The organism is Vibrio sp. JZG10, assembly GCF_054064075.1.
On the sequence record NZ_JBSUGE010000036.1, the window covers coordinates 1 to 19,176 of the forward strand.

Here is a 19,176-nt window from a genome sequence, read left to right on the forward strand (position 1 = left end):
ATATAACGTGGAGAGGAAAGCGTGAGTGCTGTTGCGGTGTCTAGTGATTTCAAGGTTGCTTGCTGGTCTAAGTCAACCTTTAGGTAATCACAGAACACTGCCAACTGCTCTTTAAAGTCGTTCAGTAGCTCTAGTCTTTCGTATTCTAGTTCTTGAAGTTCTTCTTTTGAAATATTCTGATTAGTCATAGCAGATATATCATCCATCTTAAAATGCATTTAGTTGCGTTAATATATACTCCCATCAATAAGAAGTCTGACGATTCTGACGGAAACTTAAGTCGTTTCTGCTTAATGACAAAAATATGCATATTAGTTTATAAAGAATATTGTCAAGTAAGGCAGAACTCAAAGACATCTACTGAGTTACTGATATCATAAGGCTAATTTTTCGAACTCAAGAAACCCGTAATGAACGAACAAGAACAACTATTCCTCAAAGAGCTGGAAAGCAAGCTCTGGACAGCCGCAGACAAACTCCGTGCATCACTTGATGCCTCACAATACAAACATGCGGTACTTGGCTTAATTTTCGTTAAATACGTGTCTGATGCCTTCATGCTGCGCCAAGAAGAGCTAAAATAAGACTTTGCCAACCCTGACCACGAGTATTTCCTCGACCCTGAAGGTTACTCGGCTGAAGAGCTTGAGCAAGAAATCGCGATTGAGCTGGAACAGCGCGATTACTACAAAGAGAAAAACGTGTTTTGGTTGCCTACTGAATCTCGTTGGAAGTTCCTGCAAGATAATGGCCCGATGGTCATTGGTGGTGCGGACTTAGTGATTGATGGTAAGACGAAGAAGATCACTTCTGTTGGGCATCTGATTGATAACGCCTTGGAAGGTATTGAGCGCGACAACCAGAAGCTAAAAGGCGTACTCAACAAGCACTACGCCGCTCTAAAAATTGATCAGGCAAAACTTAATGAGCTGATCAACCTAATCGCGACCATTCCATTTAATCATAAGTCGCTTAACAGCAAAGATATTCTTGGCCATATTTACGAATACTTCTTAGGCCAATTTGCGCTTGCTGAAGGTAAAAAAGGCGGCCAGTTCTATACGCCTGCATCAATCGTTTCGCTGATTGTTGAGATGATTGAACCGTTTGAAGGTCGAGTCTATGACCCTGCAATGGGTAGTGGTGGCTTCTTTGTGCAATCAGAGAAATTTATTGAGCGCCGAGCTAACCAAAAAGAGATTGACCCGCTCACGCAAAAACAAAGAATCTCGATTTACGGTCAGGAATACAACTACACCACATGGCAGCTTGCTGCGATGAATATGGCAATCCGTGGCTTGGATTATGATTTTGGTAAGGAGCCAGCTAGTACCTATACCAATGACCAACACCCTGACTTACGTGCTGATTTCATCATGGCGAACCCGCCTTTCAACATGAAAGAGTGGAACACAGGTGTCGATGATAACGATCCACGTTGGGTATACGGCACACCACCATCAGGGAACGCCAACTTTGCTTGGATGCAGCATATGCTTTACCACCTTGCACCAGATGGTTCTCAAGCCTTGTTACTTGCTAATGGTTCGATGAGTTCAACCACCAACAACGAAGGCGAAATTCGTGCGGCCTTGGTCGAGAACGATTTGGTCGAGTGTATGGTGGCGCTTCCGGGACAACTTTTCACCAACACGCAGATCCCTGCTTGTATCTGGTTCTTAACCAAAAACAAAAAAGCACGTACCGATAAATCAGGTCGTAAGCTACGTGATCGTAAAGGCGAGGTATTGTTTATTGATGCTCGTAACCTTGGCTATATGAAAGACCGTGTACTACGTGATTTCACTCGCGATGATATTCAGAAAGTTGCCGACCTTTACCATGCATGGAAAACGGGTGCTGAAGTAAATGGCATCGCTTATGAAGACCAAGCTGGCTTCTGCAAATCCGCAACGTTGGAAGAGATTAAGAAACACGATTTTGTGCTCACTCCGGGGCGTTACGTTGGCGCAGAAGAAGAATCAGATGATGGTGTTCCATTTGGTGAGAAGATGGCAACGCTAACCGCCAAGTTGAGCGAGCAGTTTGCTGAGTCAGCAACGCTAGAAGCTGAGATCAAGAAGAACCTAGCGGGGTTAGGTTATGAGCTTTGAAACCGCGACTCTAGAGTCATTGTGTGAGCTTGTAGTTGACTGTCCTCATTCGACACCGAAATGGACTAATGAAGGGATAATTGTTTTACGAAATCAGAATATAAAAAATGGTGTTTTAGACCTTTCCGCCCCTAGTTTTACTAACGAAGAAGATTATCTAAAACGAATAAAACGAGCAGCTCCAAAAGCTGGCGATATTGTATTTACACGTGAAGCCCCGATGGGGGAAGTATGCATGATACCGGAAGGCGTAAAGTGTTGCTTAGGACAAAGGCAGGTGCTGTTACGTCCAAAATCTGATGTAAATGGAAAATACCTATTTTGGGCTTTGCAATCTCCTTACGTTCAGCAGCAGATAGCTTGGAATGAAGGAACAGGCTCTACAGTTAGTAATGTTCGAATTCCTGTATTAAAAGCATTGAATATTCCTCGAATTGACAATGAAGATATGGTTGCGAAATCACTGTCTGATATTGCTTCAAAAATGGCGCTAAATACACAAACCAACCAAACCCTAGAACAAATGGCGCAAGCTATCTTCAAGTCGTGGTTTGTCGATTTCGATCCAGTGAAAGCCAAAATGAACGGCGAGCAACCCGAAGGGATGGATGCTGCTACTGCCTCTTTATTCCCTGAAAAACTAGTTGAGTCTGAACTTGGTTTGATCCCTGAAGGTTGGAAAGTAAGTTCACTATCTGAGTTGATTAAGTTAACTGGTGGCGGTACGCCTAAGCGTTCAGAAGAGACATATTGGAATGGGGATATTCCTTGGTTCTCAGTTAAAGATGTTCCATCAGGAAGCAATGTATTTGTTGTTGATACTGATGAGAAGATTACGGAGCTTGGTCTAAACAAGTCATCGACGAAGTTGCTTCCGAAAGGCACGACAATTATCACAGCTCGCGGCACGGTAGGTAAATTAGCTCTTGTTGGTACTGATATGTGCATGAATCAATCGTGTTACGGAATTCGAGGTATAGAGGTTGGGGATTACTACAACTACTTCAACCTGAAAGAAGCGGTAAGTACCCTTCAACGGAACACTCACGGGGCTGTCTTTGACACGATCACCACAAAGACATTTGACACATACTCTATGGCATTTAGTGGAACAGAGCTTGCGAATAAATTTGATGCGTTAGTGGCTCCTATTCTTCAAAAAATTGAGGTGAATGTACGCCAAAATATAGAGCTAGCAAAGCTACGTGACACGCTGCTTCCTAAATTGCTTTCCGGCGAAATCGAGTTAAAACCGCAGGAGGTTAAAGGTGAATAAGCCATTCCATGACAGCTATCACATCATTGAGCGTGTTGAACAATACCTACAAAGTAAGTTAGAGGAAAATACTGATTTCAATGATGAAATCAACAATAGCGCTTCTATTGTTATATCTGAACAGGGGCCGAAAGTGCGGGTGAAGAGTTTAACCGATGTTGAGACTGAGTTTAGTTACGATGTTAGTGACATACTATATTGGGTTGAACGAGATACCTATTTTGATGAATTGGCGAAGTGGAACGGTGTCAAATTGCAAGAAAAGCATAGTGATGCTGTCGATTTTCTAAAAGAAACACATCAGTATTCTTTGTTCTTGGATCTTGTCGATGCTATTCGAAAACAGAGAGTCGCTCCTTTCGTTGGCGCAGGTGCATCACAACCTGCGGGGTACCCTAGTTGGGGGCATGCGCTAAGTACGCTTGCTAGAACAATGGGGACAGATGTTGTTGAAGAGACTAAGCATTTACTTGAAAGCTATGATTACTTATTGCTAGCAGAGCACTTATTCAGACATAACGAACATGTTTTTCTTAACTTTGTTCAAACTGAGTTTAGATTAAAGCCTGATCATGAGGATGATAGACCTATATTTCCTCCTATCATTGATCTATTACCGCAGATATCAAGCTCATGCATTATTACCACAAATTTTGATAGATTGATTGAAAAACGGTTCGAACTATTAAAAGGAAAGCCTCTTCAAGGTTATATGTATGGTAAACAGGAGCAGAATGGTTTTGTAGGCCAGCTATTGAAAGGTGAACATTGTTTAATGAAATTGCATGGAGATGCTGAACAACCCCAATCATATGTTTTTACTGAATCACAGTATTTAGAAGCATATGGCTCTGGCAGCATAGATTTTACAAAGCAATTGCCTAGGTCACTACGTCAAATATATGTGAGTCATTCTCTATTGTTTTTAGGGTGTTCATTGGAACAAGATAGAACGCTAGAGTTGTTCAAATCTGTGAAAGATGAGGGGCACTTTGAAATTCCGAATCATTTTGCATTTCTTCCAGAACCTGAACCAGAAGACAAAGCTGAAAAAATGGGAAGATTGCTTAGTATGAGTATAAAGCCCATATGGTACAGAGCAAAAGATGGAGATCATTCGATGCTTGAGAAGCTATTGCTACTGGCAACGGATGTGGCTTGTAAAAGATATAGCTTGGGGGGTGTCAAGTGATCACTGAAGGGCAATTAGAAGCACAATGTATAAATTGGTTTGTTGATCAAGGCTACCAATACCAAAATGGCTATGACATCGCACCGGATGGCAACACACCTGAGCGTGAAAACTATCAGCAAGTCACTCTACAGGCGCGTTTAGTCTCTGCCTTGGAAACCTTAAACCCAAATGTGCCCAGTGACACCTTAATCGAAGTAGCGAAAACCGTTGCCACGCCGCAAACGCCTGTACTGATTAAAAACAACAAACTCTTTCACCAATACTTGATCGAGGGTGTGCCCGTTGAATACTCGGTGATAGAGGACGAACAATGGGTGACCAAGCATACTCATGTTCGATTAATTGATTTTGACAACCGCGAGAATAACGAATTCTTAGTGGTTAATCAGTTCACCATCACGGGCACTAAAGTCAATCGTAGACCAGATGTAATTGTCTTTATCAATGGGCTGCCAATGGCGGTCATCGAGCTGAAAAACCCAGCCGATGATCACGCCGACATTTGGAATGCTTACAATCAAATTCAAACTTATAAAGAAGAAATCGCTGATCTCTTTGTGTTCAATGAGGCGTTGGTCATTTCTGATGGTTGGACGGCGCGAGTCGGTTCGCTTACCGCGAACAAAGAGCGCTTCTTGCCATGGAAGACGATAGAGAGTGAAGACGATAAACCGTTACTCAAATTCGAATTAGAAACCATGGTGCGTGGCTTCTTTAAGCCAGAATTACTGCTCGATTACATTCGCTACTTCGTATTGTTCGAAAATGATAGCGACAAGATCATCAAAAAAATCGCAGGTTATCACCAATTCCATGCCGTCCGAGCTGCTGTTAAGGCAACCGTCACGGCTGCCACAACGTCTGACCAAATTACTGAGCCACGGGCAAATTACGCCAATACCGTGGTGCCCGGAAGCAAAAAAGCGGGCGTGGTTTGGCATACCCAAGGTAGCGGGAAAAGCATTTCGATGGTCTGTTACGCAAGTAAATTGCTGCAACAACCAGAAATGAATAACCCAACCTTAGTAGTGGTGACTGACCGTAATGACCTAGATGGCCAGCTATTTAACACCTTTACGATGGCGCAAGAAACGCTAAAACAGATTCCTCAGCAGGCAGAAGATCGTGATTCATTACGCGATTTACTGCTCAATCGTCAATCCGGTGGCATCATCTTCACAACCGTACAAAAGTTTGCGCTGCTCGATGAAGAAATGGCACATCCTGTCCTTTCTGAGCGCTCGAATATCGTGGTGGTTTCCGATGAGGCACACCGTAGCCAGTATGGCAATAAAGCTCGCTTAGTAGATGTTAAAGACGAAGATGGCAATGTAATTGATCAGCGTTATGTTTATGGTTACTCCAAATATATGCGTGACGCGCTGCCGAATGCCGCTTTTATTGGTTTTACAGGTACACCGATATCGATGGACGATAAAGACACTCGCGGTGTCTTTGGTGATTATGTTTCTATCTACGATATTCAAGACGCGGTCGATGATGGCGCGACAGTGCCAATTTACTACGAATCTCGCTTAGCCAAGCTCGATATTAATCAAGATGAAATTGAAGCGCTTAACGATCAGGTCGAAGAGGAAATTGGCGAAGACGAAGAAACGGAAAGTCGTGAGAAAATAAAATCCCAGTGGTCAGCTCTCGAAAAACTCGTTGGTGCAGAGCCAAGAATCCAGCAGGTTGCCCAAGATCTGGTTGAGCACTTTACCATTCGCTGTGAAACTTTTCCGGGCAAGGCGATGATTGTTGCCATGAGTCGCGAGATTTGTGTGGATTTATACGATGCCATCGTGGCTATCAAACCCGAATGGCATAGCGATGACCCAAACAAAGGCGCGATCAAAATCGTCATGACAGGCAGCGCCGCTGATAAAGCAAAAATGCAGCCTCATATCCATGATAAGAAAACCAAGAAGTTGTTCGAGAAACGTTACAAAGATACCGATGACGAATTGCAATTAGTCATTGTCCGTGACATGTGGCTAACAGGTTTTGATGCGCCTTGCTGTCATACCATGTATATCGATAAACCAATGAAAGGTCATAACCTTATGCAGGCGATAGCGCGAGTGAACCGCGTGTTTAAGGATAAGCCCGGAGGTTTAGTTGTTGACTATATTGGTATTGCCAATGAACTTAAAAACGCACTGAAGACCTATACCAATAGCCAAGGTAAGGGAAAGCCAACCGTTGATACCGCTGAAGCTGTCGCAGTCTTTATGGAAAAAATCGACGTAATTCGCGGTATGTTTGCCACGCCTGTTGATGGTGACGTCTTCAACTATCGTCCGGATTTTGAAACCAAACCACTGCAACTGCTTCCGGGAGCCGTGAACCATATCTCTGGTCTCTCACACCGCAACAGCAAAGGCGAAGAAGTTCGTGATGGCAAACGCCGTTTTCTTGATGTCATGGCAGCGCTTATGAAAGCCTTTTCTCTGTGTAATACTTTGGATGAAGTTGATGGTTATAAGAACGAAATAGCCTTTTACGGAGCTATTAAGACCGCATTCTTAAAACATTCTACGGTTGATACCAAACGCAGCGATGAACTCCGTAATTCAGCTTTGCGCCAGATCCTGAATAACGCGGTTGTTGCCGATGGTGTGGATGATATCTTTAAAACGGTTGGTTTAGATAAACCGAATATTGGCTTGCTCTCTCCTGAGTTCTTGGAAGATGTTGCCAATATGAAAGAGAAGAATTTAGCTGTTGAGCTGCTAGAAAAACTGCTGCGCGACGAAGTGAAAGCAAGAATGAAAAACGATGTGGTGCAGGAGAAAAAATACTCCGACCGGATTATGTTGACTTTGCAGAAATACCATAATCGCAACATTGAAACCGCGCAGGTGATTGAAGAGCTGATACAGTGGGCTAAAGAGATGCAAGCTGACGCTGAGATGATGGAAAAGCTGGGGCTTTCCACTGATGAAATTGCGTTTTACCGTGCATTGGTCACCAACGAAGCTTCTGTGCGAACCCTCGGCGATGACAACCTTCGTCAACTCGCCATTGAACTCACTCACCAACTGCGTAAGTCCGCTACGGTAGATTGGCAAAAACGAGAAAGCGTGCGTGCACGGATGCGCAACCTTGTACGTCGTTTACTGCGCCGCTGGAAATATCCACCTGATGCGGCTGAAGAGGCGATTAAGCTGGTTCTGGATCAAGCAGAAGTGCTGGCTGACGGGTGGTATGCGGCATGATTAAATGAAAGGCAAGGCCTGAGAGCCTTGCTTTGTCATATCTAGGCATAACTTCCATGATGTATAAATGAAAACCCTTTCAAAAAGAAATCGTTGATCATATTTCTCTCTTAATCAGCAACGATACGAGATAATAGGTTGCCGCACTTTTATCTCAAACTGACCATCTCATTCCTCGTAGTAATAAGTAAATTTATTTCAGATAGATATTATCTTCGTGCATACCTCAACGGTTTCATTTTTAGGAGCTTTTTATGCGCGAAAATAACTACTATTTTGATGGTCCTGTTACAGCAGATAAGGTGCTCGACGCGGCCGCTGAAATCCTTGCCACACGGGCTCTCCGAGGCGAACAATATTGCAATCCCGAAGCAACAAAAACCTATTTATCTTGCAAATTAAAACACCATGAAAGAGAGGTGTTTGCGGTGATGTTTCTAGATAATCAGCATCGCCTTATTGCTTTTGAAGAGCTCTTCTTTGGCACAATTGATTCGGCAAGTGTTTATCCCCGAGAAGTCCTCAAAGCGGCTTTAAAAATCAATGCCGCCGCACTCATCTTTGCTCACAATCACCCTTCTGGTGATGCCACACCTTCCCAAGCCGATAAACAAATTACGCAAAGGCTCAAAGAGGCTTTAGCGCTGGTGGACATTCGAGTTCTTGATCATATCGTGGTTGGTGATAGCGCCATCTCTTTTGCAGAAAGGGGGCTACTATGATCCAGAAAATATCGGGTGAACTGGAATTGCAGGATAGCTTTCATCAAGCATTGCTTTTGATAATCCAACGTTATTCGATTCCTCAACAAGCTCAACGTATTGTCCTGAACTGTCGACAAAAACGCTATTACCAGACGGGGCAGGGGCTGCATCCTATTGAAATTCAATTTCGTCGAACATCGGCCAGTGAAGATTGGCAGGTCGTCTGTTTAGCGAGTTTTTCTTATTCGGAAAATAAACCGAGTGAGATGGAGCTTGAACTCTACTTTCATCTCTTCAATCTTTGGTGTTATCAACCAGATAGCGGTGCTGCAAGTCTCGCACACCCGCAAGTGAAAGCGCTGTTAGATACATGGCTGAACGTGCTCTCTCGACACCTTACTCAGTCCCTCTTTGATTACATTCAGTTATCGATGATTCAAACCTTCGATGAACACCATTAATGATCACGTTTTAACCTCGGCCACTTTTAGGAGATCTAGCCATGTCTATACTGAATTTTACGCCGTCAGTACTGCCCGTTTCTAATAAACTTCTGACGTTATTAAACCAACATTGTCATGCCTCGATGGAGTCAACACAGTCCACCAGTCATGCCCTCTCTATCCATTTCCGAGACAAAAGCTATAGCGCGGAGGAAGGGGGATATCATCCGGTTGAGATTGGCCTCAACATTGTAAATGGTAAAACGGTTGATATTCTCTACATTACCGACTTTGCGTATATGGGGAGCTATTATCCGGAGTTAGAGCGATGCATTGATTTTGGCAATCAAGTCGCTTTTACCGTCGCCACGGGATGGCAAAGCATTCGCTCTCCAGGCATCGATGAGCTGTATCAAATGTGGGAGCAAAACTTTCTTCAGTACGTCGAATGGGAGTGTTACGACGACATTCAGATTTCTTATTAACTTTTATCAATCTAGCTAAGCTTTAACCTGCTGCTTTATATCTCCACCAAAGAATCAATCAAACTTCTGGTTGTGGTAATCCCAACTGTTCATCTCGCTCTGTCACTCTTTCTAATATCCAGTCTTGGACCTCGCTTTCTACCCAAGCCACGCTGCGAAAGCCCAGTGATACCGATTTAGGGAACTTACCCTCAGCCATGAGCTTGTACATGTACGCACGGCTCAAACCTGTATTATCCAGCACTTCTTTTAGTCGAATTAGTCTCATTTTTCTGTCCTCATGATTTGTTCGTCATAAGGAGGTAGCTAGTTGTAATTTTTCCGGACGCTAACTAAGGAGCGCTTATGTCCGAACAGCATGATCTCTTCAATACGCTTGAAAGCGAGATACGCCAAGCATCACTCAATGAGCGTACTCGCACCAAGCTACTCGGTAACCTCAAACAAATGAGAGCCACCGAGCTCAACATTCTCATTACAGGAGCCACCGGAGCAGGAAAAAGCTCAACGATTAACGCTCTCTTTGACATGAGCGTTGCAGAGGTGGGAATCAGTTGTGAGCCGCACACTCAGGGTGTTACGCAATATCGTCTGAACAATCTTATTCTTTGGGATAGTCCTGGTCTGGGGGATGGTATCGAAGAAGACAAGCGCCATGCCAGCTTATTGAAAAATACGCTGAGAGCGAGAGATGAGCAGAACCGTTTCGTGATTGACTTGGTACTTGTGATTCTTGATGGTAGCTCACGCGATTTAGGTACACCTATCACCTTGATTAACGATGTGCTTATTCCTGCATTAGGCGAAGACGCACAGCACCGTTTAATCATCGCCATTAATCAAGCCGATAATGCGTTAAAAGGAAATCAAGCCTGGGACTACGAAAGCAATACACCGACACCCGTGTCTAAAACTTATCTTGAAACCATGGTGCGCTCGGTTCATCGACGCGTATTGCGTGCAACAGGGGTTTATCTAAAACCCGTCTACTACGTTGCGGGGTACTGTGATGGATTGGCCAAGCAACGGCCCTATAACCTTTCCAAGTTGCTGTATTTGATTGTTGAACGTTTACCAAAAAATAAACGGCTCTTACTGGCGAATCGCACGCTTTCCCCTCGACATGAGAATTGGAAAGACAACGATGCCAGTGATTACAACAAAAAAACCAGTCTTAGTTTGTGGGAGGCAATCTTCGACACGACGACTCAAGGTGCGCAATGCGGTGAAGAGATAGGAAGTGTGTTTGGCACGACAGGTAAGCACCTGGGCAAAATTATAGGCGGTGCACTAGGGGCATGCTTAGGCAGTTTACGCTATCTCTTTAGCTGGTAGATAAGTGCCGCTACGGTTACATCTCTCAAAGCCAACCTCTCTTCGACATAAGTTGTCGCAACCACCTTTTAATATCAACTCATTGAATAATAGATAAAGGATATCTCTCATGAAACCTATTGTAATTACCGCAGCACTAACACTGCTTATGACCTTTACTGCGTCTGCTGAGGGCTACAAAGTCGAATACAAAGACATCAACACCCGATGGGGACCAAAGACGAAAATATATGTAACGTCCCTCTTTGACTACTCGACTGTCTTCGGGATCGAAGTTAACCGAGGTAACTGTGAAGTCGCTAGACCAGAAACACCAAAGATTACCGTCAACAAGAATAAGTACAGCCAATCTGAAGAGTTACTCAAAAACATGAGCAACCCTGATTACAAAAAGCCCTCCAGTAACAACAAGTCTAGTGGTGTGAAATGGCTTCCTTATCCCGAAGTGGATTTGAAGTACGGAGAGTCTACTGGTTATGTCACTACAACGCCCTGTAGAGTCCTACAAATTGACATTCACTCTAGTGAAGGGAGTTACCGCTTAAATGCGGATTAAACAACTGAAAGGCCACAGGGGCCTTTCTTTTTTTGTAAACTCAATAGCGACTGTAACCGAAGCTTCTTCCGTTCCCAGATAGCTTGCTTTCTTTTTTAGCAAAGTAACTAACACGGTAAAAGGCTTGATTGTATTGATTCTCATAGAGCTCTTTATCGCACCTCTTATTGATTTCACACGTGCTGCTCTTAGCGAAATAAATTGCACGATTTGCCTGTTCAACCGAAAGACCTGTCGCACTTGCCCAAGCCTTAGCAATCATTCCAGAAACGTATTCTCCCGTAACATCATCGTAAGGTCCCATTCCTTGAAAAACATCACCATTTAGCAATACGGCAACGTGATAGTGAGGGTTCTCTGAAGTGACGGCCTCTTTGCACCAAATAAATCGTGGCTTAGAGTGGCGGTTGTGCGTCTTACGTTTTAGGTAAGCACACATCATCGCTTTGAAGGACTCTTGAAATTTTGTGATTTGCTTACTTGATACTTTCTCGCTTGAAAAACTTTTGGGGTATCTTAAATCGATACGAAGTAGCAACGTTCGAGAGTATTGCTCTAGAGCCCTATCAAAAGTGTTTTTAATAGCTAAAAGGCAGGAAGGTATTAGAGGTCCTTTCTTGGAGTATACCGGTAAGTCCATATCATCGATGGTGAGTATTTCTGCATGTTCAAGATAATTGTTCATTTCTATCATTCCTATTGGTTAGTGTTCTCAATAGGTAGATAGGTTGTTGTAATTAATTAGATAAGATTCATATAAATACTATTATTACCGACAGTTTTTCACTCCCTTCCTCCAGCCACGTATCTTTGTTCAGCAAGGCGTCCTGTAGTTTCAAAACTTGCAAGAGTTACTCTGATAAAAACTTCGGCTTTCTAGAAATTTGAAAACTGCCATGACGTACTTTTGGGTATGAATTCAGCTTACGTTGTAACATAGCAAGGACATCTTCAACATTACTCCACTGGAAAACCATAAAACTCACATCAACTCCCTTATGTGAGCTTGATTTGGGTTTCAAATTGTTTATTTAAAGAATACTATAAATAAACATAAAAAATACTTTAAGATTACATAAAAATTACCAAGTAATGATATGGCAAATTTAATACAGACATTCAACGTAGAACATGACCCTAGGTTTCTTTTTGATATTAGTTTTGAGATCACGATAGATAGTAATCAGGATGATATTGATGCTCGAATCATGATTGCCAAAGATGCAGTGAAGAAAGATTCGGAAGGTCGCCTTCAAAGACTGAAAGATAACTTTGTAATTAGAAATATTGCGCTCAGTGAGTATGACTGGATTGATACTCGTGACTACGTATCTTCCTACTTTATATGGTATTACATGCTTCTAGTGGTTAGGTGTAATAATAAGCAAGATACTGAAGCGAAGGATATCTCAGATTTTGATGTGGTTTTTTCAACAAGTGCTAATGATATGGTTGTTGGATATGTACCAAAGTTTTCACCTCATACTTCAAAGTGGAAAATGCATACAACTATATTCTTGCATTACTTATTTAAAGAAACTGGTATCCAAGATGCGTTAAAGCAACAAGAGGCCATGAACGAGATAAAAAACAAATATCTGGACTTTAAGCGTTCTCCTTTCTTCAAGCTAACAAAAGAAGAGAATGAAGATAGAGCTGAATGGACAAAAAATAAGCTAGAAAGTGATGGGGCTTTTCTACCATTTGAGATACCTTCTTCAAACAATACGACTAACTTATCCTTAGCCATATCCCTTTATCTATGGAGTAGCAGTAGCTTTTTTAAGGCTTCTCTACTTTATGATGAGAAAAATATGAGCAAGAGTGAGTATATTCACAAGATGAATCTGTCATGGAATCAGTATAAGCATAGAGAGAAAAACAAGCGTAAGAATATTAAGGCCTATAGTTTTGAGATGAGGGAGTCTTTTCAACAGAAAATCGAACACCTATCTAGAGAACTCAATATGAAGAAAAATAGACTTATTGAGCATCTCATAGATCAGGAGTACACCAAGCAAACTAAAAAATGAGCTCTCGCTGATTTTTGATTTAGTGATGACTGAAAAAAAAACGCCACGAGCAAAGCTGGTGGCGTTGACATTAAATCCAATCATAGCAATCGAGCATTTTAGATGCTCCCGTACCCCAAGCCGTACCCAGAGCGATTTTTGCTACAGTTAAAAGCCGTTTAACCCCTTATTTAATGCGCTCTAGCAGTACGCCTGCTTCCATATGGTGGGTATAAGGGAATTGGTCAAACAGAGCAAAACGCGTCACGTTGTGTGTTTCGCATAGAATGTCCAAGTTCTCTTTTAGAGTCTCAGGGTTACAAGAGATGTACATGATGCGCTCGTAACCTTGCACCATTTTACAAGTATCGGCATCCATCCCAGCACGTGGTGGATCGACAAAAATCGTGTTGCAGTTGTAGCTCTTCAGATCCACACCTGCATCTTGTAGACGACGGAATTCACGCTTACCTTCGATCGCTTGAGTAAATTCCTCTGCTGATAGACGTAAGATTTGTACGTTATCAATCTTATTGGCAGCGATGTTGTACTGTGCAGATACAACCGATGGTTTAGCTAGCTCAGTTGCCAGGACGCGGTCGAAATTCTGTGCCAGCGCCAGCGAGAAGTTACCGTTACCACAGTAAAGCTCTAGTAGGTCGCCAGTGCTTTCTTGGGTACAGTCGACCGCCCATTCCAGCATCTTCTCTGCGACTTTGCCGTTCGGCTGAGTGAAGCTGTTCTCTACTTGTTGGTAGATGTAGCTTTGACCATTTACATCGAGCTTCTCGATCACGTAGTCGCGGTCTAGGACAATCTTCATCTTACGAGCACGACCAATGATGTTTAGGTTGAAGCCTTCATCATTTAAGCGCTGTTTAAGGGCTTTCGCGTTTTCAATCCACTCTTCATCAAGTTGGCGATGGTAAAGGAGTGAAACCAGAATCTCACCACTTAGCGTCGATAGGAAATCCACCTGGAACAGTTTACGACGTAGCGAGTCGTTGTCTTTCATCGCTTCAACCAATAGCGGCATCAGGTCGTTGATCAGACGGCTTGCTGCAGGAAATTGGTCAACACGGTATTTCTCACGAGTTTCTTGGTTGAACATGATGTAGTAAAGATCTTCGCCTTCATGCCAAACACGGAACTCAGCACGCATGCGGTAGTGCTGCTCTGGTGATTCAAACACTTCCAGTTCTGGCATGTTGTATGGCGCGAACATATCCGTGAGACGTTCGACTTTTTCAGCCAGTTGTTCTTGGTAGCGTTGTGGGTTTACATCAAGAGTAGCCATGATCTTACCTTTTATGGTGCATTCAATTTAAGAGCGCAGATTTTATTCAATCTCAATAGGATGTCCAGTTTTGTACTGGAATTGATTTAAAGATAGTGCGTACAGACAGAGTAGAAAGCAAAATCAATCAAAACGTTACAACTTGTAAGGGCAATATTGGCTGGACAAATAATCAATAGCTGAATAATATTTGCCTCAAGTTGGTGCTATCTAGCAATCTAGATGGCTGAAATGGGAATCTGGTGTGAATCCAGAACTGACGCGCAGCGGTAAAAGAGAACGAACGCTCATCAGACACTGCATTAGTTTATGTGGGAAGTCGAGCAAGTAGGCGGTACACCCGTGCTCTTGAGTCCGAATACCTGCCAACAACTGAGCCATAGCACTGGACTGTCATGATGACAGGGCTCGGAAGGAATTACGCGATTTAGGACAATACAATGAGAAAATCCGCACTGGCGATCACTTTGGCATCGCTGCTTTCACCTGTCTCTTATCTACAGGCCCAAGAAACCTCTACTGACGAAACCATCGTTGTTACTGCAAACCGTTTTGAGCAAGCCGAAAGCCGTACGTTGGCAGATGTCGAAGTGGTTACTCGACAAGACATCGATCGCATTCAAGCGAAAACCCTACCAGATGTATTGCGTCGTCTTACGGGGATTCAAGTTTCACAAAATGGTGGCCGTGGTCAGTTAGCGTCTTTATTTGTTCGTGGAACCAGTTCCGACCAAGTTTTAGTACTGGTTGATGGCGTACGTTTTGCACGAGCAGCGAAGGGCGCTGTGGACTTTAACCAAATCCCACTTACTTACGTTCAACGGATTGAGTACGTGCGTGGTGCGCGTGCGTCACTTTATGGTTCAGAAGCGATTGGTGGCGTGATCAATATCATCACCATTGCGCGTGCTGACGAAGAAGGAACGAAGTTAAGCGCAGGTTTAGGTAGTTTAGATTACCAAGAATTGAGTGTGGCATCTGGCATTAAAGTCACAGAGAGCGGCCAGCTGAATATCGCGCTTGGTAGTGAAAGTGATGATGGTTATAACGTTCGTCCTGTACCGGGAGTTAATGACGGCGATCGCCATGGCTTTGATACAAAGAATGGTCTGCTAGGTTACGTGCATCACTTCAATGACCAGTGGTCTGTATTTGGTAACCTACGTGCTTACGAAAATGTTTATCAATATGACAGCAGCTACGGCAGTCGCGGTTATTACGAAGCAGAAAAAGACGACCTTTCTGCCACTCTGGGCGGTAAGTATCAGTCTGATAATGTGATGTCAGAACTACAAGTAACGGCACAGAAACAGAAGTCTTGGAACTATGAGCAAGCAAAAGGCAAACACTCAGGTACTGAAGATGAACTTGAGCAGCAGAATGTCCAGTGGACCAACAGTTACTTGCTAAACAACAATACGACGTTGGCTGGTGGTATTGATTGGCGTAATGAGTCTTATAAAGACAAGAGTGCGAATAAAACGTTTGATCGTACCAATGGCGCTCTGTTTGGTATGGCAACCACTAGTATTGATAAAGCAATGCTTGAGGGCAGTGCTCGCCTTGATGATAACGAAGAATACGGTAGTGAGTTCACTTACAGTTTAGCGGCTGGTTACCAATTTGTGCCAGAGTTTGGGGTTAAAGCTTCTTTTGGTACTGCGTTTAAGGCTCCAAACCTATATCAACAGTATGACCCAACGTACGGTGAGAAAGATCTTAAGCCGGAAGAGTCAGATGCTTGGGAGCTAGCATTCAGCGGTGATGTCCAAGGCGTTTTTTGGTCCGTAACGGGTTATGACTATAAAATCACGAATCTTATCGATTACCATCCAACCACATATAAATATTTGAATGTCGATGGTGAAACACATATCCAAGGTGTGGAGCTTGTTGCTGAGTTTGATACAGGGATTGTGCAGCACCAGTTGAGTGCGGATTACAAAGATGCTGAAGACGATAAAGGGCATCAGTTGCAGCGCCGCGCTAAAGAAATGTATAAGTGGAACGCTTTAGTGAGCTTCGATAAAGTGGACTGGTCGGTAAGCTATCAGTACGTCGGTAAGCGTCCAGATGTGGATTACAGCACTTGGCCTTCACAAGATATCACGCTTTCTTCTTACTCGTTGGTTGATACGGCTGTGACTTACTATCCGAATGAGTCGACCTCTATTAGCGCTCGTATCGATAATCTATTTGATGAAGAGTATGAGATGGCAAAAGGTTACCCTGCCGCAGAGCGAGCGTACTATCTCAACGTTGGCTACGAATTCTAATCGTGAATGAGCACAAACCGCCTTCGGGCGGTTTTTAATATTTTGTGGTGGAAAATCGAATGAAGAAACCCAAGCGAGTGGTGATCAGTTGGTCCAGTGGTAAAGATTCGACATTAACGCTTGAGCGCCTTAACGAGAATCCAAATTATCAAGTTGTCGGTTTGTACACGACTTACGTAGGAAAAGAAGTCCCTTTCCAAGCAACTCCGCTTGAAGTCGTACAAATGCAAGCAGACTTACTTGCGCTTCCGCTCATTACTATCGAGCTACCTGAAGTCTTTCCGAGTAACGACATTTATCAATCAACCATCGTTAATGCATTACAAAGTAGTGGTCTGAACATAGAAGCTGTCGCATTTGGTGATATGTTTTGCAATGGCATTGCCGATTACCGACGCAGCTATATTGAACCTGTTGGCTGGGAATGCGTCTTTCCTCTATTAGGGGAGAGCAGCGAAAAACTAGCGATGGAAATCATAGAGCGTGGTATTCAAACGATGTTAATCACCATCGACGGAAGAGTTCTCTCTCCAGAATGGTGTGGTCGCTGGTATGACAAAGCCCTAATAGAGTCATTACCAAGTCAAATTGATCCCTGTGGGGAAAATGGTGAATTTCACACATTGGTTACGTCTTCGCCATCTTTTCAAGGACATATCGAGTTGACGAAGCGAGATGTAGAATCTGGAGATAGATTCAGCCATCAAAGATACCATGCTAAAGCATTGCCAAAACAAATCTAAGCAGTATGATCGCAACGTTTCTGTTCTTTAGGTAAGGCTCGTGCGAGTAGCAAGTAAGAAAAAAGTCCTAGTTTTTGACTCCGGTGTTGGTGGTCTTTCTGTATACCAAGAGATACATCGCCTATTGCCGCATCTTGACTACTTATACTTATTCGATAATCAGGCTTACCCTTATGGTGAACTCGATCAGGCGGTACTCATTTCACGAGTTAACCAACTGGTCTCTTCATTAGTCGAAGAACACCAAGTCGACATTGTTGTCATTGCTTGTAATACGGCAAGCACCATAGTGCTTCCTTCCTTACGTGAAAATCTATCGATTCCCGTTGTTGGTGTTGTCCCTGCGATTAAACCCGCATCGCTTTTGGCATCAAAAGGGGTAGGGCTGATCGCCACTCCGGCGACAGTAACACGCCAATATACTCACGAGTTAATACGAGACTTTGCGCAAGGCAAACCAGTTGAGCTGTTGGGATCAACTCGCTTGGTGGATATGGCCGAAGAGAAGTTGCGAGGCAACAGCGTTTCTCTAGACGAACTGACAAAAATCCTGCTTCCGCTTCGCGATAAAGTAGACGTTGCGGTGCTCGGTTGTACTCACTTCCCTTTAATCAAAGAGGAAATTCATCAAGCTTTGGGTGGGGACGTTACTTTAATTGATTCGGGTGCAGCCATTGCACGTCGAGTAAAAGCATTACTATTAAGTGATGAAATTGAGGATACGGAAGAGGGAAGTAAGTCGATTTATGCCAGTGCAACTCCTTGGCAGGAAGATGCACTGAACATTTGTTTAAAGAAGCTAGGTTTTAATCCTGTTCTGGTTTACCACCATCCGGGTGTTTAGGATCGTTCGCAATTCTCACTTTTAGCGTTCTCTCCATATATTCCTTTTCATTCAGTTTAGCGATAGCTGGCTTGGCATCTGCCGCAGCCATCACGACAAAACCAAACCCTCTTCTTTTTCCAGTGCGCTTATCTTTCATTAAGCGTACTGCATAGACCTGTCCATATTCAGCAAACAAATCGCGAACGTGACTCTCATTGGCCTTATAAGGAAGGTTGCCGACATACAGAGTTTTAGTTGATGGATCCGAGTCTGTTGATTGAATAGAAGGTGTCTGGCTAGAAAATGAAAATAAAAAAGCAGTAGCGATAACACCAATGAGAAAACTCAAGGCTGGTGGGATGGTGACTTGAGAGAAGACGATTCCCCCAACGACGGCCAGCCCAGCACATAAAATCAGATTTTTTTTAGACGTCATTTTAATTACTACACATAGTGATAAAGAGATCGATTGTCCATTAACAGAATAGACACATGAATCTTACGTATATGGTTGGTGTTTTTCCAACCAATTGCTGTGATATGTCTCAAATGTGACGAAGAAATATGCAAATATCACGCTTTTGGCTAACTAATGACCTGTTGAAAGTTTTTTTGCAAAAAACGCTTGTACTAATTTCTCAACTCCCTATACTGCGCATCCACCGACACGGAGTGAGACGAAAGTCACACAGC

At 43.3% G+C, this 19,176-nt stretch carries 16 protein-coding genes, 2 pseudogenes and 1 riboswitch; of the genes and pseudogenes, 13 read left to right on the top strand and 5 right to left on the bottom strand.

Annotated features, from left to right (window positions below; translation table 11 throughout):
- A pseudogene (locus ACWYVB_RS23320) lies at nt 1–188 on the bottom strand (hypothetical protein); the annotation flags it as partial.
- Between the two features lie 222 nt (nt 189–410).
- Between ACWYVB_RS23320 and ACWYVB_RS23325 the strand changes: the two are divergent.
- The 7 genes and pseudogenes from ACWYVB_RS23325 (at nt 411) to ACWYVB_RS23355 (ending at nt 9,438) form a co-directional block, all read left to right on the top strand.
- Nucleotides 411–2,114 (top strand): annotated as a pseudogene (locus tag ACWYVB_RS23325) (class I SAM-dependent DNA methyltransferase).
- A complete protein-coding gene (locus ACWYVB_RS23330) occupies nt 2,104–3,390 on the top strand; it encodes a restriction endonuclease subunit S (protein ID WP_258683949.1) in 1,287 nt (428 codons plus the stop codon). Before ACWYVB_RS23325 ends, ACWYVB_RS23330 begins: the two are co-directional and overlap by 11 nt.
- Nucleotides 3,383–4,582 carry an SIR2 family protein gene (locus tag ACWYVB_RS23335; RefSeq protein WP_258683950.1) on the top strand — a complete coding sequence of 400 codons (1,200 nt, stop codon included), beginning with the start codon at nt 3,383–3,385 and terminating at the stop codon, nt 4,580–4,582. The genes ACWYVB_RS23330 and ACWYVB_RS23335 overlap by 8 nt, the downstream gene beginning before the upstream one ends.
- Nucleotides 4,579–7,806 carry a type I restriction endonuclease subunit R gene (locus ACWYVB_RS23340; protein ID WP_258683951.1) on the top strand — a complete coding sequence of 1,076 codons (3,228 nt, stop codon included), beginning with the start codon at nt 4,579–4,581 and terminating at the stop codon, nt 7,804–7,806. Before ACWYVB_RS23335 ends, ACWYVB_RS23340 begins: the two co-directional genes overlap by 4 nt.
- 254 nt (nt 7,807–8,060) lie before the next feature.
- Nucleotides 8,061–8,528 carry a RadC family protein gene (radC, locus tag ACWYVB_RS23345; RefSeq protein WP_046874363.1) on the top strand — a complete coding sequence of 156 codons (468 nt, stop codon included), beginning with the start codon at nt 8,061–8,063 and terminating at the stop codon, nt 8,526–8,528.
- Entirely contained in the window at nt 8,525–8,971 is a 447-nt protein-coding gene (locus ACWYVB_RS23350) for a DUF2787 domain-containing protein (protein ID WP_258683952.1), read from the top strand. The genes radC and ACWYVB_RS23350 overlap by 4 nt, the downstream gene beginning before the upstream one ends.
- Nucleotides 8,972–9,012: 41 nt before the next feature.
- Nucleotides 9,013–9,438 carry a DUF2787 domain-containing protein gene (locus ACWYVB_RS23355; protein ID WP_258683953.1) on the top strand — a complete coding sequence of 142 codons (426 nt, stop codon included), beginning with the start codon at nt 9,013–9,015 and terminating at the stop codon, nt 9,436–9,438.
- A 58-nt stretch (nt 9,439–9,496) separates the two neighbouring features.
- Here ACWYVB_RS23355 and ACWYVB_RS23360 read toward each other — a convergent pair whose 3' ends face one another.
- Nucleotides 9,497–9,706 carry a helix-turn-helix transcriptional regulator gene (locus tag ACWYVB_RS23360; RefSeq protein WP_104969920.1) on the bottom strand — a complete coding sequence of 70 codons (210 nt, stop codon included), beginning with the start codon at nt 9,704–9,706 and terminating at the stop codon, nt 9,497–9,499.
- Nucleotides 9,707–9,783: 77 nt separating this feature from the next.
- On the opposite strand from ACWYVB_RS23360, the gene ACWYVB_RS23365 reads away from it, so the two are divergent.
- On the top strand, nt 9,784–10,773 hold the full coding sequence (locus tag ACWYVB_RS23365; protein ID WP_258683954.1) for a GTPase family protein: 990 nt from the start codon (nt 9,784–9,786) through the stop codon (nt 10,771–10,773).
- A gap of 109 nt (nt 10,774–10,882) precedes the next feature.
- Complete coding sequence (locus ACWYVB_RS23370) at nt 10,883–11,329, top strand: hypothetical protein (RefSeq protein ID WP_140301866.1); 447 nt, start codon at nt 10,883–10,885, stop codon at nt 11,327–11,329.
- Between the two features lie 40 nt (nt 11,330–11,369).
- Here ACWYVB_RS23370 and ACWYVB_RS23375 read toward each other — a convergent pair whose 3' ends face one another.
- The gene (locus ACWYVB_RS23375; protein ID WP_025575941.1) at nt 11,370–12,014 is read right to left on the bottom strand and encodes an inovirus Gp2 family protein; all 645 of its coding nucleotides are present in this window, start codon (nt 12,012–12,014) and stop codon (nt 11,370–11,372) included.
- A 412-nt stretch (nt 12,015–12,426) separates the two neighbouring features.
- Between ACWYVB_RS23375 and ACWYVB_RS23380 the strand changes: the two genes are divergently transcribed.
- Nucleotides 12,427–13,362 (top strand): hypothetical protein, encoded by a 936-nt coding sequence (locus tag ACWYVB_RS23380; RefSeq protein ID WP_258683955.1) that lies wholly within the window; start codon nt 12,427–12,429, stop codon nt 13,360–13,362.
- Between the two features lie 166 nt (nt 13,363–13,528).
- Here the strand turns inward: ACWYVB_RS23380 and trmA are convergent, their stop codons facing one another.
- Nucleotides 13,529–14,638: a tRNA (uridine(54)-C5)-methyltransferase TrmA gene (gene trmA, locus ACWYVB_RS23385; protein ID WP_316685382.1), complete on the bottom strand. Its 1,110-nt coding sequence runs from the start codon at nt 14,636–14,638 to the stop codon at nt 13,529–13,531.
- A gap of 186 nt (nt 14,639–14,824) precedes the next feature.
- Nucleotides 14,825–15,022: riboswitch (cobalamin riboswitch) on the top strand.
- A 56-nt stretch (nt 15,023–15,078) separates the two neighbouring features.
- On the opposite strand from trmA, the gene btuB reads away from it, so the two are divergent.
- From btuB to murI, 3 genes are read left to right on the top strand one after another with little or no spacing between them, the layout of a single operon-like run.
- Nucleotides 15,079–16,914 (top strand): TonB-dependent vitamin B12 receptor, encoded by a 1,836-nt coding sequence (gene btuB / locus ACWYVB_RS23390; RefSeq protein WP_457530362.1) that lies wholly within the window; start codon nt 15,079–15,081, stop codon nt 16,912–16,914.
- 59 nt (nt 16,915–16,973) lie between these two features.
- Nucleotides 16,974–17,657 carry an adenine nucleotide alpha hydrolase gene (locus ACWYVB_RS23395; protein ID WP_243326842.1) on the top strand — a complete coding sequence of 228 codons (684 nt, stop codon included), beginning with the start codon at nt 16,974–16,976 and terminating at the stop codon, nt 17,655–17,657.
- A gap of 40 nt (nt 17,658–17,697) precedes the next feature.
- A complete protein-coding gene (gene murI, locus ACWYVB_RS23400) occupies nt 17,698–18,501 on the top strand; it encodes a glutamate racemase (protein WP_457530364.1) in 804 nt (267 codons plus the stop codon).
- Here murI and ACWYVB_RS23405 read toward each other — a convergent pair.
- Complete coding sequence (locus ACWYVB_RS23405) at nt 18,464–18,919, bottom strand: RNA-binding protein (RefSeq protein WP_031780357.1); 456 nt, start codon at nt 18,917–18,919, stop codon at nt 18,464–18,466. The genes murI and ACWYVB_RS23405 overlap by 38 nt on opposite strands.
- Nucleotides 18,920–19,176 lie beyond the last annotated feature (257 nt).